Consider the following 14,440-nt stretch of genomic DNA (forward strand, 5'->3'; position numbering starts at 1 on the left):
CGACATAGCCGCTCATGCCAAGGTTAGAGCGTCTACCAACATAAATCGAGGAAGTTCATGATGAAAACAACAACCAAACTATCGGCATTGAGTTTGGCTCTCGCCTTCTCAATTCATCTACCCAATGCGCTTGCTAAAACCTTTGACCCGGATCTTCAAGCAATAATTGCAGGAGCCCAAGCAGATGTTTTACATCCAGTTATTATCACTTTTGAGCAAACTGATGCTCCTTCTGTAAGTCAGATGGAAGCTCTCGAACGCCTAGGTATCAACGGTGTCGCGTTACAGCGATTACCAATGGTGGGTGCCTTAGCTACCGCAGAACAAATTGAAGCGATTTACCAACGTGACGACGTTCGTTCCGTATGGCATAACGACCGACTAGAACTTGAGAATGGTGACGCAACCGAACTCACAGGCGTCAAAAAACTGCGTGCCGATAAGACGCTCCGCTCTTCCGGAGTGCCCTACTCGGGCCGCGGCGTCGGCGTGGTGGTCAATGACTCAGGTGTTGACGGTACGCACGGCGATTTGCTGTATCCACAACACGTGGTGCAAAACGTATTGGCGCAAGTCAATTTAAATAGCTTGTCGGGCGTGGCACCAATTACTTATCAAGAGAATGTCGCGAATACCGATATCGCTGGCGGTCATGGCACGCATGTAGCTGGAACAATTGCTGGCACTGGCGCCATGAGTAAAGGCGAGCACGCAGGGGTTGCGCCGGGCGCATCGATTATCGGCTATGGTTCAGGCGCCGCGCTGTTCATTTTAGATACCTTAGGTGGCTTCGATTACGCACTCAATAACCAGTTTATTTACAACATCCGTGTGATATCAAATTCATTTGGTAACACCGGTGATGTCGGTACCGACTTCAATCCAGATGACCCTACCAACGTCGCGACCAAAGCGCTTGCGGATAATGGCATCATTACGGTGTTCTCGGCGGGTAACTCAGGCCCTGGGGAATCCACCATTACTGGCAACTTCAAAAAGGCGCCATGGGTTATTACTGTCGCGGCCGGTGACAAAGAAGGCAAGTTAGCAGACTTTAGCTCGCGCGGCGTCGATGGAAAGTCGGGATCGGTGACGATTAATGGCGAAACCTTCACGTGGGAAGACCGTCCAACAATCACCGCACCTGGCGTCGATATCATTTCCGCCCGTGCCTCACTGTCAAGCACGGGGACGTTGAGCGCAACACAGGATTCCGAGGAGCTTCCGCCGGAACAACTCCCGTACTACACCTTTTCTAGCGGCACCTCAATGGCAGCTCCACATGTATCAGGGATTGTTGCGCTAATGCTTGAAGCCAATCCGAATTTGCAATGGCAACAAGTCAAACAAATCCTGCAAGATACCGCCACCGTTATGCCCGGACGTGATGCTTGGGAAGCTGGAGCGGGCTATGTTAACGCCCATGCAGCAGTAAAAGCGGCGTTAGGAAATGCCGATGACTTTGGCGACACGGTTAAACTCAATCGTGAGTTCAACGCGAACGCATTACTGCGCAATGGTGACAGCTTTACCCGTACTGTCGAATATGTACCTGTTGGCGAGAGCTCCTTTGAAACCTTTAATGTGCCAGCCTCGGCGACCCTTGTCTTAGCCAATGCACAGATCGAAACCGGTACTGCTTTTGTGCTGGAAGATCCAAATGGCAATCGTTATGGCTCAGGTATCGGTTTACCGTTGTTGGGGTCATCGGTTGGCGTGAGTGCGCCAGCAGTCGCCGGCACCTGGAAAGTCTATGCTCGAGGTATTGGTTCGGTAAGTGGTCTAGCGCTTGATCCTCTTGGCGTCACCAATGGTATCGGTGTTCCGTCGGCCACCGATGTCGCCATTCGCTTAGTTGAAACGGCAGGTGTTGAAGGCATCGACGACACTGTCAATCACCCTGCGCGAGCTTTTATTGAGTTGGCGATCAATGAACGTCTGATGGATGCTCGTGCAACAGGATTTGCCGCCGACGAATGGCTAACTAAGATTGAGCTTGCTGATGCCTTAACGCTGGCAGGCCTAGTGCGACAGTCAAACAAAGGGAATCAAGAGCAGTTTATCGATACTCATGGCCCGAGTGCTGCATTCGCAAATGCGACCACCGACAACGATGGCATTATGCGCGCAGCCTCAGCAGCTCCGCTGCTATTCCCGTCATCAAGTTCGCTATTTGGCAGTCAAGACGCGGTCGATCGCACAACCGTTGCCTATACCCTCGTCCAAGCCCTCGGCTTAGCATCTGTTGCGACATCGTTTGACCCCGAACAACCTATTCAGGTGACTCGGTTTGATCAAGTCATCGAGCTTGAGGATAGCTTAGCGATTCCAGCAGAGCTGCGCGGTTATGTGCAACTTGCTTTGAACATGGGGTTAGCACAAGTGGAGCTCGACGTTGAACAAGGCCCATTTGATCTGCAACCGAGCCTAAAAGCCTACTTTAATGGCAACCAAAAGGTAACACGTGCGGAATTTGCCCGCGATGTAACCCAATTGTTGCCGCGCATCGCAAATTAAACCTAGGTAGTCCCTGCCGTCACCCTTGCGGGTGGCGGCTTTTTTAATTGTTATGAAGTGCTTTCAAGGTGAACTCAAGCATCTTCGCAAAGCCATTCTGCCGTTCGGTACTGGTCAACTGCTGTCCACTAAGAATATGATCGGAGACCGTCAACACACACAACGCCTGAACCTTGTATTGCGCAGCAATGGCATACAACCCTGCCGCTTCCATTTCTACCGCCAGCACGCCCATGCGCTGTAACTGTTCCAATCTCGCATCGGGTACGTCATAGAAGTTATCGGTTGAAAACACATGCCCGATGGCCACGGTCTGTTGTGCTGCGTCGGCATACTTTAAAAATTGATGTGCAAGGCGCGGGGTCGCACAAGCGGCAAAGTCAAACTCGCCAAAACGCTGACGATTCATATTCGAGTCGGTACTCGCATTATTCGCAATAATCACATCATTCAACTGTACTTCAGGTTGGATAGCGCCACAGCTACCGACGCGAATAATACGTTTTACACCATAGTGGCGAACAAGCTCGGTCGCATAGATTGCGCAAGAAGGCATACCCATGCCGCTGCCCATCACCGATATTCGCTCGCCTTGGTAGGTTCCGGTAAAACCCAGCATATTACGAACATCGGTAACGCAGGTAACATCATTCAAGTAGGTTTCGGCGATGAACTTCGCCCGTAACGGATCGCCTGGGAGTAAACACGTTGGTGCGAATGCGTCGGGCGCAGCGTTGATATGGGGTGTTGGCACGTTGCTTCTATCCTGTCGCTAGAGTCGTTGAGGGAGCATAGAAATACCATAATCCATCGGCTCAAGCTCCAACAGCTCGGCGATACTTTGACCTATATCAGCAAAGCTTTCGCGACGGCCTAAGTTATGCGCCGGAAGATTTTTGCCGTACATCATTACCGGCACATATTCCCGCGTATGGTCGGTTCCCGGCCACGTCGGATCGCAACCGTGATCGGCGCTCATAATCAAGATATCATCTTGTTCCAGCTCCGCTAGAATCTTCGGTAGCAAACGATCAAAGGTCTCCAATGCGCGGGCATAACCAGCCACATCACGGCGATGCCCATATAAGGTGTCGAAGTCAACCAAGTTAGTGAAGATTAAGCTTCGCTCAGGCGCCTGGGTCATTACTTCAAGCGTCTTCGCCACTAAAGCCTCTAAACCATCCGCCTTGTATTTTTGTGTAATGCCTCGATGGGCGAAGATATCGGCGATTTTGCCAATACTAATGACTTCTCCCCCCGCCGCTTTTAGTTTATCAAGTACCGTCGGTGCAGGTGGTGGTGTCGCATAGTCACGGCGATTTGCGGTACGCACAAAGCCTCTCTCTGCTGAGCCCTTAAACGGTCTCGCAATGACGCGTCCAATGTTATAGGGATCGACCAACTTCCGGGCAACTTCACACAGCTCGTAAAGGCGTTCCAAGCCGAAGGTATCTTCATGGCAGGCAATCTGAAAAACGGAATCCGCTGACGTATAAACAATAGGCTTTCCGGTCCGGCAATGCTCAGCACCTAAGCGCTCGATGATCTCCGTACCCGATGCATGACAATTTCCCAGATAACCTGGCAGCGCTGCTTGCGCCAGCAACTGGTCAAGCAATTCGGGCGGAAACGATGCGTCTTTATTGGTGAAGTAACCCCATTCAAATAGCACCGGTACCCCAGCCATTTCCCAATGGCCTGACGGCGTATCCTTTCCGGAAGAGAGTTCTTGTGCCCAACCATAGCGCCCACGGCACTGCGGAACAGGGGTAAGACCAGGAGGATAGCCGCCAGTAGCGCCGCGACTAATTTCGGCTAAGCCAAGTTCCACTAAGTGCGGGATCTGCAAAGGTCCACTGCGCCCTTCATCGGCTTGGCCCTGGGCACATTGTTCAGCAATGTGCCCTAAGGTATTCGCCCCTTCATCGCCAAATTTTGCCGCATCGGCGGCGGCGCCGACACCGAAAGAATCAAGTACGAGGACAATTGCACGCGCCATCATTAGGCTCCAATTCGACGGTAAACAGCGGGCGGTAAATCGCTCGCTTCATTGCTAAATCGAAATGCTTGACGAACTGTTTCTGCAGCCTGTTGCCAGCTGCTCTCATCAGCAGCATAAATGTGTGCCAACGGCGTCTGTTCGTCGATGTTTTGACCCAACGCTGCGATATGCTCAAGCCCAACACTGTAGTCGAGTTTATCTTCACTGCGCCGACGACCGCCGCCTAAAGCAACCACAGCTAAGCCAATTTGACGTGTTTCAATATGCGTAACCTTATGGCCCGCCGCTAACTGTTCCGCCGTTGCAAATACCGGCCGCGCGACCTTAGCTAGCGGTAGGTGCGTAGCGGCGTTGTCAAGCAAATCACTAGGGCCGCCTAAAGCCTCCACCATCGCAGCGAATTTTTCCGCAGCTCGACCACTGGCCAAGGCTTCATCAACAGCTTGCTCGGCGGCTTCTTGCGAACGCGCCAAACCGCCTAGCAACAACATCTCGGCAGCGAGCGCCACCGTGACTTTATGTAACTGTGGCGTACGATGGTCACCCCGTAAATAAGCTATCGCCTCACGAACCTCTATGGCGTTCCCAGCGGAGTGTGCGAGCACCTGGTTCATATCAGTAATCAACGCACTGGTGTTGAGACCTGCACCTTGCGCGACAGTAACTAGACTCTCCGCCAACTCTTCTGCACGTGCCAAGTTAGGCATGATGGCGCCGTTACCGCACTTCACATCGAGCACCAGTCCATCAAGACCTGCCGCCAACTTCTTCGACAAAATAGAAGCAGTGATCAAAGGCACGGATTCAACTGTCGCGGTAACATCTCGCGTAGCATAGAAGCGCTTGTCAGCTGGAGCTAGGCTACCTGTCTGACCAATAATTGCGACGCCTACATCTTTCACTACCTGACGAAATTGGTCATCGCTTGGAAACGGTTGATAGTTCGGGATGGCATGCATTTTATCTAGCGTGCCGCCGGTATGACCAAGTCCACGTCCCGAAATCATTGGCACGTAACCGCCACAGGCGGCAATAATTGGTCCCAACATAAGGCTCACGACATCACCAACACCGCCGGTGGAATGCTTATCCAGCACCGGTCCATCTAGGTTTAAATCGTGCCAATGTAAAACTTGCCCAGAATCGCGCATCGCTTCGGTCAGGCAAACGCGTTCCTGCATACTCATGCCCTGAAAGAAGATCGCCATCGCTAAAGCCGAAATCTGGCTCTCGGCAATCGAGTTGTCACTCAAACCTTGGACAAAGAAGTCAATTTCGGCGCGAGTTAATGTGCCTCCATCGCGCTTTTTACGAATAATCTCTTGCGGTAAAAACATTAATAGCTCGTCCCTGCTGATGCTGGACTTTGTCCAGCAAGAATAGCGTGTAAATTGGTTAAAAGGCCGCTCGCACCAAACCGAAAACGCTCTGGCGACAAGAAGCTTGATCCCATAATCTGTTGGGCAAGATCAAGATAAACTGCCGCGTCAGCCGCTGTGCGGACGCCGCCAGCAGCTTTAAATCCGCATTGTGTTCCGCTTTCGCGAATCGCTTCGAGCATCATTTTTGCGGCTTCAGGAGTGGCATTGACAGCGACTTTACCAGTCGATGTCTTAATAAAATCTGCCCCAGCTTGAATCGCAATTTCGCTCGCTCGACGGATGAGTTGTGGCGTTTGCAACTCACCGGTTTCCAAAATCACTTTCAACAGCGCACGCTCTGCACAGGCCTGCTTGCACGCTTGTACCATGTCATAGCCAACCTTTTCATCACCAGCAGTGAGTGCTTGATAAGGGAAAACAACATCAACCTCGTCAGCACCTGCGCCCACAGCTCGCTCTGTTTCGGCAACGGCACGAGCCACATCAATACTGCCCATTGGAAAGTTCGTTACTGTGGCAATTTTTACCTGGGTTAAGTTGAGTCGCTCGCACTCGTGCTTAGCCCAAACCACAAATTCGGGAAAGACGCACAATGCCGCAGGGCTGCCATACGACGAAGCTGCGCTTGTGCACAACTCAGTAATCGCGGCGGGGCTGTCAGACTGATTCAGTGAAGTCAAATCCATCAAGCGCAACACAAGTTGCGCGACATCTCGTTCGCTTCTACTCATAGCGGCTTCCGATAAGCATTCACGTCGAATTCGAAGGCATCAGGGAGTAAATCTTCAATCGCCCACTGCCGCATTTGTCGCTCACTGGTCGAAACGATCGGCGTACCGGTAGCCAAAAATTCAGCGAGAACTTGTCGGCACGCACCACAAGGAGCGTAAGCTTTATCACCAGGGGTGTACACCACTACCGCAGAGATATCACGGGCATCGTAGCCTTGCGCGACAGCGCTAAAAACAGCTGTTCGTTCGGCGCAATTCGATAAACCATAAGAGACATTCTCAACATTGCAGCCGCTAATCACTTCCCCACTCTTCATCAACAAAGCAGCACCTACCGGAAACTGGCTATAAGGCACGTAAGCTTTTTCGCTTGCTTGCTTTGCATGCTGGCGGAGGAATTCCAATTGATGTAGTTCGTTATTCATAATGTTTCTTTCTTGATCTTCGGCCGATCAGCTTACTCTTTTCGTTTGTCTGTTCCAAGTCAGCGAGATCAATGAAATCGCTTAGGGGTGTTATTTTCGTACGACAACTATGGACAAATTCGGCAACCTACACTATATTTAAGATGCTTCTAAATTAGCTACCGCTTAAACGAGGTGTTTTATGACTGTCGAACGCGCACTAACAGCTTTTGCTGGTTTCATGGTACTGTTATCGGTCGCATTAACTGTATGGGTACATCCAAACTTTGTTTGGCTGACCGTTTTTATAGGTGCTAACCTTTTTCAGCAGTCGTTTACTGGTTTTTGTCCAGCAAGCCTTGCGCTACGTAAGCTTTTTGGTTTAAAAACAGAACGGGAACTAGCTAGATCGGAATAAGAATAGGAATACTGCATGAGTACGCTGACAATCGAAGAAATGCAACAGGAAGAAGCGCAACAAGCTGCTACATTTTTGCGCTCCATTGCCAATGAACATCGCCTGCAAATCCTTTGTCACCTAGCCAATGGTGAACAGAGCGTGGGTGTGTTGAATCAGCATTTCCCGTTGAGCCCGTCAGCGTTCTCGCAGCATTTGGCAGTATTGCGACAACAAGGCTTGGTCAAATTTCGTAAAGAAGCGCAAACGATCTACTATTCAATTAATGACGAAGACACGTTGCAATTCATGCGCCTGTTAAAGACTAAATTCTGCCCAGACTATTAACTTTCTTCCACTCTGTCTGCCGCATCCCAACGCATGACGACTGCATCTTCACGGCCATTTGCCACTGCATAGTAATCGGGCCGTCGACCAACTTCGCTAAAGCCTACGCTCAAGTAGAGTGCTTGGGCTGGCCTATTTGATGCTCTGACCTCTAGCCAAATGCTTGCGTGTTCTTGCGTTGCCAGGGTTAAAAGGTGCTGCATCAGTAAACGACCTATGCCTTGCCCCTGTAGGTCGGGATGTACCGCAATGTTCATCAACGTCAACTCATCACACACCAGATGTGCAATATAAAAACCTTGCAGCACTTTTTCCGAGCCCGCAAACCAGCCATAGACGCGGTAGTCCGCTTGAAAACAGGATTCGAGCGTGCGCTCTGACCAAGGAACAACATGGCTTGCCTGTTCAATCGCCAACATGCGAGGTTCGTAATGAGTTAATCGAGTGATCATTGTTCTCGATGGGCAATGTGCCGCCACAGAGCTTTCTTATCTGCGGCTGACGGCAGGCTCTCCGCAAGCTGCAGCACCAACTCTTGTTGCCACTCAGCCACAGCCGAAGGACTCACTTCTGCTGGTCGCTCAGCGGTGCCCGAACAGGCTCGAGTAAGATCACGCAACCAAACAGGTAAGTCGACAGCGAGCGGCTTAGCACTCACGAATAGCCAAGGCCCAGCTTTGTAACAATTAACGGTTTTCGTGGTCGATTCCGATGCAATCGCGGATTGTTCATCACTGCCTTTGCTGCGCCACAAGGTCAATTTAAGTGCGGCAAGCGCTTGCTGTTGTTGCGTGCTCCAAAGCGGAGGATTCTTGTGATCAATGGTCATAGCGACACCGAGTGATAACGCCCACACTAAAATGAAGAAGGTTGTAGCTTAGCGAATTTGGAGATGACTTAAAAGTGGCAGGGGTGGAGGGATTCGAACCCCCAACCGTCGGTTTTGGAGACCGCTGTTCTACCAATTGGAACTACACCCCTGCAAAGTAGAACCCGAATTATACTGGCCACTTGTGTGCTGGCAAGTGTTTTATAGCTATTTACAGTTCACTTGCAGATTTTTTCACCGATTTCATGTAATTGCTCTGATATACTGATTTTTATGAGCGATTCAATAAGCAAGTAACGGTGACGAAGTGATCTTACGCAATGGAATATGCTTGCTCGTTATACTTTGTGGGTGTTTGCTGAGCAACTCCGCGAGCGCCCAACAACAGCGAAACGATGCAACTTTAGAGGTCTCCTACAGCGGTGTTGATGGTGAGCTTGCCACCAACGTCGAGAGTTACCTTGGACTATTAGAATACTCTGGTCAGTCTGCTCCGAGTATTTTCCGCGTGCGTTTCTTAGCGCGCCGTGGCGAAACTGAGATCAAGCAAGCACTTCAACCTTTTGGTTATTACCACACAACAGTCGACACTGACATCATCACTAGCGAGCAGCAAATCAAAGTAACCTACGCTATTGAACTGGGCGAGCGCACACGCATCAGCGAAGTCGCCATTAATGTTACCGGCGCACTAGGACAAGACGAGGCTTATAAAGAATTACGCAAACGGTTTCCGGTGAAAGTTGGCGAGCCTTTACTTCACGCCGATTACGAACGCGTAAAAACCATGCTACGCAACCTCGCTGCCGAACGCGGTTATTACGACGCAGAGTTTACCCAGCAAGAACTCCACGTCGAATTGAGTGATGCTAGCGCGGCTGTACGACTCACCTACGCCAGCGGTGAAAGATTCCGCTTTGGTACCGTTTCAATCTGCTGTAACCATTTATCGAGCGAATTTATCGAACGCTACTTTCAGTTTGCCGAAGGGGATTTGTTTCACACCCGCGATCTGCTGGATCTACAAGTAGCACTGGCTGGGAGCGATTATTTTGAAACGGTGGAAGTGGCACCGTTATGGCAAGAAGCTAAAAGCCAACAAGTTCCGGTATCAGTTCGGGTGACACCTAATCAACGCGATTTCTACCAAGTTGGCCCAGGCTATGGCACCGACACAGGTGCGCGTCTAACGTTAGCCTTTGATCGACGCTGGGTAAATGACAGAGGGCACCGAATTTCGAGTCTTTTACGACTCTCGCAGGTACAGAGCACTGGCTTTGTTGATTACATTATTCCAGGCAAAAACCCGGCACGAGATCAATACAGCCTCACTGGTGAAGTCATCGATCGTAGTTATGAAGAGCTCCAGTCGACGCTTTATCGCACCAGTGCGCGCGATACACGCCATTACGACCGCTGGCAGCGTACCTACCAATTAAGCTATCAACAAGAAGACTTTCGCTTTGGCACAGATCCCCGAGAAACGTCGAACTTTTTAGTGCCAAGCGCCGAATTTAGCTATGTTAGTAGCAATCTGGACCCACGCAACCGTAACTTAGTCGATAGTGGCTACCGCGTCAGTGCGCGACTCCAAGGGGCGAGTGATAGCGTTCTGTCGAGTGCCACATTTTATTCGCTAACCCTAAGCGGTAAAGCTGTTTATTCGCTCAACGAGCAGTGGCGCATACTCGCGCGGGCAGAATTAGGCGCAATGGAGACCAATGCATTCGAAGAAATATCACCATCATTACGTTTTTTTGCGGGGGGCGACCATAGTGTCCGCGGCTATGCCTATCAGCAACTAGGTCCAACCAACGACGAAGGTGTCGTGGTGGGGGGGCGCTACCTTGGCGTAGCCAGCGCTGAGGTTGATTACTTAGTAGCGCCAAATTGGCGTGTCGCCCTGTTCACCGACCTTGGTAATAGCGGTATGGATTGGTCGATGAGCTGGAAGCAGACTTATGGGGTTGGACTACGTTGGCTATCGCCGATCGGCCCTGTTCGCTTAGATGTCGCACAAGCAGTAGATGAACCTGATAAACCTTGGCGCTTGCATTTAACCATAGGGCCAGACTTATGAGATGGTTAAAACGATTAGCTACGGTGATTGTAGCCTTATTCATCCTCGTACCTGTTTTGTTATACGTGTTGGTAAGCACCACGACCGGCTCGCGCTTCATGCTGTCGCAGGCGCTCAAGTTTGCCCCAGTATCAGTGAGCTATGACCAACTCGAAGGTAGTCTCATTGATCAACTCACTCTCAATGGCTTCGTATTACAAACGCCCACACAACGCTACAGTGCCGACGAAGTCATTGTGGCTTGGCGACCCTGGGAATTGTTAGATAGTCAGTTGACCATTGAAAAACTAAGCCTGTATAACTCAAAGCTGCAGCTGCTCGAGCAAGCTCAGCGCGACGACGAACCTATTGTATTACCCACGATTGACCTACCTTTTACAGTGGATGTTGCTGAATTAACTATCACTAATTTCGCCTTCCAATCTGCTGACGATGCGAGCGCTCTCAGTACCTTAACCATCAAATTATCGAGCTCGCTGAGCCTAGTTGACAGTCAATTGAAGCTTAATGGATTCAATTTACGCACAGAGCAACCAGAATTTAGTTTTGCTCATAACGGCAGTGTTTCTGCTCACCTTAAAAACAACTATCCGTTACAGGTTGCCGGTAGCTATACATTAGCGTTCGTTGACACGCGTATTCCTATGATTGAAGGTACAGTTAATGTCGATGGCGCTTTGCAAAATGCTCCCTTGCAAATAACGAGTACATTCAAGGGCGCGAACACACCGGAACAGAAATTAACGGCTACCGTTAATTCACCACTAGCGAACCCAACGTGGCAAGGCGAGCTGACATTAACTGAATTACCGTTGAATTTGGTGCAACCTTGGTTGACGGACTATGCCTTTGTCAGTGACAACTACATCAACGCCGATTCGTTTTTGTCGGGTAACGCACAAATTGACAATGACAAAATTCAACTCAACCAGCTCACGGCAACTAACCTCAATAATTATGGCGAAGTGACGCTCAATGGCTTCTGGCAACACAATGATTTTAGTCGCGACTATGAACAGATGCCGTTCGACATACTTGTTTCTTACACGAACCTAGGTTTTCAGACCACGGACCTTAACCTACAAGCCGAAGTCGGATTTACCCAAATTGTAGGAACCCTCGATGACTTTCAGTTTGCGAACCAATCGGTCATGGGCATGAAGACCGCCACGCAATCTCTCATCGAAGAGTTAACAGTTGAGATTGAAGGCTCTGGGTCTATGACACAACTCGAAGTTGCCAAGCTTTCCCTTTCGAGCCCTGAGTTTGAAATGCAGGGAACGCTTAAGGCGTCATGGGAAGACACCTTAGATGTCAGTTTAGATATTGAATCAGGACGCAGCACCATAGGCCTTGCTGGCAATGAAGCACTGCTCGCGGGTAGCCTTGAGCTCAATAACAATCAACTCAGTTTCTCAGACCTCGCTATAGCACTTGGTCAAACCGAACTGAAGCTGAACGGGTCAACCGCTAATGACAATCTACGAGGAAGCTTGTTCGTGAAAGATCTTCAGCAGCTCCCTCACCTTCCTGCTGGCTTGAGTGAACTACAGTCACTTGAAACAGAATTTAGCATTGATACGCAGGCGCAGCTCAGCGAGTTTCAAATTCTATTCCAGCAATTTAAGCTCCAAACCGCCAGTTTAGACAGTTGGCTACTCACCGAACCAACACAGCTCGCAATTAAACAACAAAAGCAGGTTTGGCAGGCGGAATTGGATAAACTGTGTTTACAGCATGACGCTAACCAATTTGGAGTACTATGCACCGAGTTGGCCCTTACCCAAGAAAGCGTTATTGCGAACCTAACTGGCGAACGACTCTCGCTATGGTTATTGAATCGTTTCCGAGAGCGCGACGTAGCACAGCGCATTGCAGGATTAGTTTCGCTCAATGCGACGGCAACTTTTCGTCGCGATAGCTTGCAAATGAGCGACCTAGGACTGCAATTAACCAGTGATAACACGGTATTTTTTGCCTTAAACCAAGAAACAAGTACCCGACTATCGTATTGGGAGCTCGCAGCTCGTGGCAATGCCGATGCCATTACCGCTGAAGTCGAAGGTCAACTTGCTAACAATGAAGGTGGCTTGTTCGGTGATCTGGCGTTACTAGATATCTACACCGAGCCTAAAGTCGAGGGAAGTCTGCTATTTGCATTGGATGACCTAGCAATGCTTGACTGGGTTTTACCCGGCATGCGCTACAACGGCGGCAAAGCCACGGCTCAGCTTAATCTGACAGGCTCATTGGCAGAACCAAGTTTCAGCGGTGACATGGAGGTCTATGCAGAATCCGTCGTCTTCGCAGAAACCAACTTTGTCTTCAATGACGTTCGGCTCGCTTTGATCGATCAAGCGGGAGCTGAGGATGAGATCGAGATTCAAGGTCAAGCCAAAGCAGGTGACGACGGCTGGGTATTGGTGGAGGGGGTGGCCATGCCCCTAGACGCTGAGGCCTATTTGAGGATCACTGGACAAAACTTCCGTGCCTTACAAATGCCTACAGCAACTGTCGATGTAAGCCCAAATCTAACCGTTCACGTTAACAATCGTAGCATCGATATTGCAGGTACTGTAGATGTGCCTTTTGCAGCGATTGCAGCCCCCGACTTTGAAACTTCGGTCAGCAACAGTAACGATGTAGTTATCACCCGCGACGGGGAGCCAGTCAAAGATGCATTAGTAGGTGGAGATGAACTACAGGTCAACGCCCAAATACGCGTTAATCTAGGGCAGCAAGTGACCGTTGACGCGTACGGCTTTACTGGCCGACTGCAAGGTAGCCTTGAAATTATGGAAGAACCGCGGCGTCCGACTACCGCAATCGGTAGTATCAATGTCGCCAACGGTAGCTATGAACTCTATGGACAGGAGCTGAATATTGATCGCGGAGCCTTTATATATAACGGTGGCGATATCAGTAACCCAGGCTTAAACCTAAGAGTGAAACGCGACATATCGAATGGCAATAGCGTTGGCAATGTCAACGTTGGCGCACAGGTGGTAGGAACATTAACTGAGCCAGACTTTCGTTTGTTCTCGACACCTGCCATGCCTGATTCAGAAATTCTTTCGTACCTGATATTAGGTAAGAGCATGCAGTCGGCATCATCAACTGGATCCGAAGACATTCAACTACAAGCGCTGCTTATGTTGGGAGCCAAGGGAACTGATGCTATCGGAGAGTCGTTACAAGACTCTTTTGGTATCGATGAGTTCGGTATTGATAACGATCCAAACACACGCGAAACGTCTTTTTATATCGGTAAGTATTTGTCGCCAAAACTTTTTGTCAGATATGGCGTAGGGCTACTAGAGAGTACGAATACTTTTATGGTTCGCTATCAATTAACTGAGCGTTTACTCATTGAAACCATGACCAGTAGTCAGGCTCAAGGTGGCGACATCTTCTACACCTTCGAGCGTTAATAGATAAAAGCGAAGAGCGATGTTTGCTGTTTGCTGTTTGCACGCTCACTGCGTTCGCTCTTGGTTTAAACCAACAACAAACAGCGAATAGCGAACAACGCAGTTGTCCGTGAGGCATAAAAAAAACCCCAGTCCATTTGGACTGGGGTTCTCTATTTAAAGCCTGGCGGTGTCCTACTCTCACATGGGGAAGCCCCACACTACCATCGGCGCTGAAGCGTTTCACTACTGAGTTCGGAATGGATCAGGTGGTTCCACTTCGCTATGGCCGCCAGGCATAAACTTGTCAAAAATAAGGTCAAAGCTGATTGTGTAGGCT

The 14,440-nt window shown here is 49.9% G+C and carries 12 protein-coding genes, 1 tRNA gene and 1 rRNA gene; 5 read left to right on the forward strand and 9 right to left on the reverse strand.

All coding sequences use genetic code 11. From position 1 onward, the window contains the following. Nucleotides 1–57: 57 nt before the first annotated feature. The gene (locus tag CWI70_RS12260) at nucleotides 58–2,517 is read left to right on the forward strand and encodes a S8 family serine peptidase (RefSeq protein WP_241967906.1); all 2,460 of its coding nucleotides are present in this window, start codon (nucleotides 58–60) and stop codon (nucleotides 2,515–2,517) included. Nucleotides 2,518–2,560: 43 nt separating this feature from the next. Here the strand turns inward: CWI70_RS12260 and deoD are convergent, their stop codons facing one another. From deoD to CWI70_RS12285, 5 genes are read right to left on the reverse strand one after another with little or no spacing between them, the layout of a single operon-like run. Next, nucleotides 2,561–3,271 (reverse strand): purine-nucleoside phosphorylase, encoded by a 711-nt coding sequence (deoD, locus tag CWI70_RS12265; protein ID WP_126774161.1) that lies wholly within the window; start codon nucleotides 3,269–3,271, stop codon nucleotides 2,561–2,563. An 18-nt stretch (nucleotides 3,272–3,289) separates the two neighbouring features. Beyond that, the gene (locus CWI70_RS12270) at nucleotides 3,290–4,516 is read right to left on the reverse strand and encodes a phosphopentomutase (protein WP_126774182.1); all 1,227 of its coding nucleotides are present in this window, start codon (nucleotides 4,514–4,516) and stop codon (nucleotides 3,290–3,292) included. A gap of 2 nt (nucleotides 4,517–4,518) precedes the next feature. Beyond that, the gene (gene deoA / locus CWI70_RS12275; protein ID WP_126774163.1) at nucleotides 4,519–5,856 is read right to left on the reverse strand and encodes a thymidine phosphorylase; all 1,338 of its coding nucleotides are present in this window, start codon (nucleotides 5,854–5,856) and stop codon (nucleotides 4,519–4,521) included. Beyond that, nucleotides 5,856–6,632 carry a deoxyribose-phosphate aldolase gene (gene deoC, locus CWI70_RS12280; protein ID WP_126774165.1) on the reverse strand — a complete coding sequence of 259 codons (777 nt, stop codon included), beginning with the start codon at nucleotides 6,630–6,632 and terminating at the stop codon, nucleotides 5,856–5,858. The genes deoA and deoC overlap by 1 nt, the downstream gene beginning before the upstream one ends. Beyond that, nucleotides 6,629–7,057, reverse strand: a complete 429-nt coding sequence (locus CWI70_RS12285) for a cytidine deaminase (RefSeq protein ID WP_126774167.1) — start codon at nucleotides 7,055–7,057, stop codon at nucleotides 6,629–6,631. The genes deoC and CWI70_RS12285 overlap by 4 nt, the downstream gene beginning before the upstream one ends. A 181-nt stretch (nucleotides 7,058–7,238) precedes the next feature. Between CWI70_RS12285 and CWI70_RS12290 the strand changes: the two genes are divergently transcribed. Continuing rightward, nucleotides 7,239–7,454, forward strand: a complete 216-nt coding sequence (locus CWI70_RS12290) for a YgaP family membrane protein (protein WP_126774169.1) — start codon at nucleotides 7,239–7,241, stop codon at nucleotides 7,452–7,454. A gap of 15 nt (nucleotides 7,455–7,469) precedes the next feature. Continuing rightward, nucleotides 7,470–7,781, forward strand: a complete 312-nt coding sequence (locus CWI70_RS12295) for an ArsR/SmtB family transcription factor (protein WP_126774171.1) — start codon at nucleotides 7,470–7,472, stop codon at nucleotides 7,779–7,781. On the opposite strand, the gene rimI is transcribed toward CWI70_RS12295, so the two are convergent. The 3 genes from rimI to CWI70_RS12310 form a co-directional block, all read right to left on the reverse strand. Beyond that, nucleotides 7,778–8,233: a ribosomal protein S18-alanine N-acetyltransferase gene (gene rimI / locus CWI70_RS12300; RefSeq protein ID WP_126774173.1), complete on the reverse strand. Its 456-nt coding sequence runs from the start codon at nucleotides 8,231–8,233 to the stop codon at nucleotides 7,778–7,780. The genes CWI70_RS12295 and rimI overlap by 4 nt on opposite strands. Further along, entirely contained in the window at nucleotides 8,230–8,610 is a 381-nt protein-coding gene (locus CWI70_RS12305) for a hypothetical protein (protein WP_126774175.1), read from the reverse strand. Before CWI70_RS12305 ends, rimI begins: the two co-directional genes overlap by 4 nt. Before the next feature lie 75 nt (nucleotides 8,611–8,685). Further along, a tRNA-Trp gene (locus tag CWI70_RS12310) sits at nucleotides 8,686–8,762 on the reverse strand. Nucleotides 8,763–8,941: 179 nt separating this feature from the next. Between CWI70_RS12310 and CWI70_RS12315 the strand changes: the two genes are divergently transcribed. After that, nucleotides 8,942–10,690: an autotransporter assembly complex protein TamA gene (locus tag CWI70_RS12315; RefSeq protein ID WP_241967907.1), complete on the forward strand. Its 1,749-nt coding sequence runs from the start codon at nucleotides 8,942–8,944 to the stop codon at nucleotides 10,688–10,690. Next, on the forward strand, nucleotides 10,687–14,121 hold the full coding sequence (locus tag CWI70_RS12320; RefSeq protein WP_126774177.1) for a translocation/assembly module TamB domain-containing protein: 3,435 nt from the start codon (nucleotides 10,687–10,689) through the stop codon (nucleotides 14,119–14,121). Before CWI70_RS12315 ends, CWI70_RS12320 begins: the two co-directional genes overlap by 4 nt. A gap of 161 nt (nucleotides 14,122–14,282) precedes the next feature. On the opposite strand, the gene rrf is transcribed toward CWI70_RS12320, so the two are convergent. Next, nucleotides 14,283–14,397: ribosomal RNA gene (gene rrf, locus CWI70_RS12325) — 5S ribosomal RNA — on the reverse strand. Between the last annotated feature and the right edge of the window lie 43 nt (nucleotides 14,398–14,440).

The organism is Pseudidiomarina homiensis (assembly GCF_003987225.1).
GTDB classification, from domain to species: domain Bacteria; phylum Pseudomonadota; class Gammaproteobacteria; order Enterobacterales; family Alteromonadaceae; genus Pseudidiomarina; species Pseudidiomarina homiensis.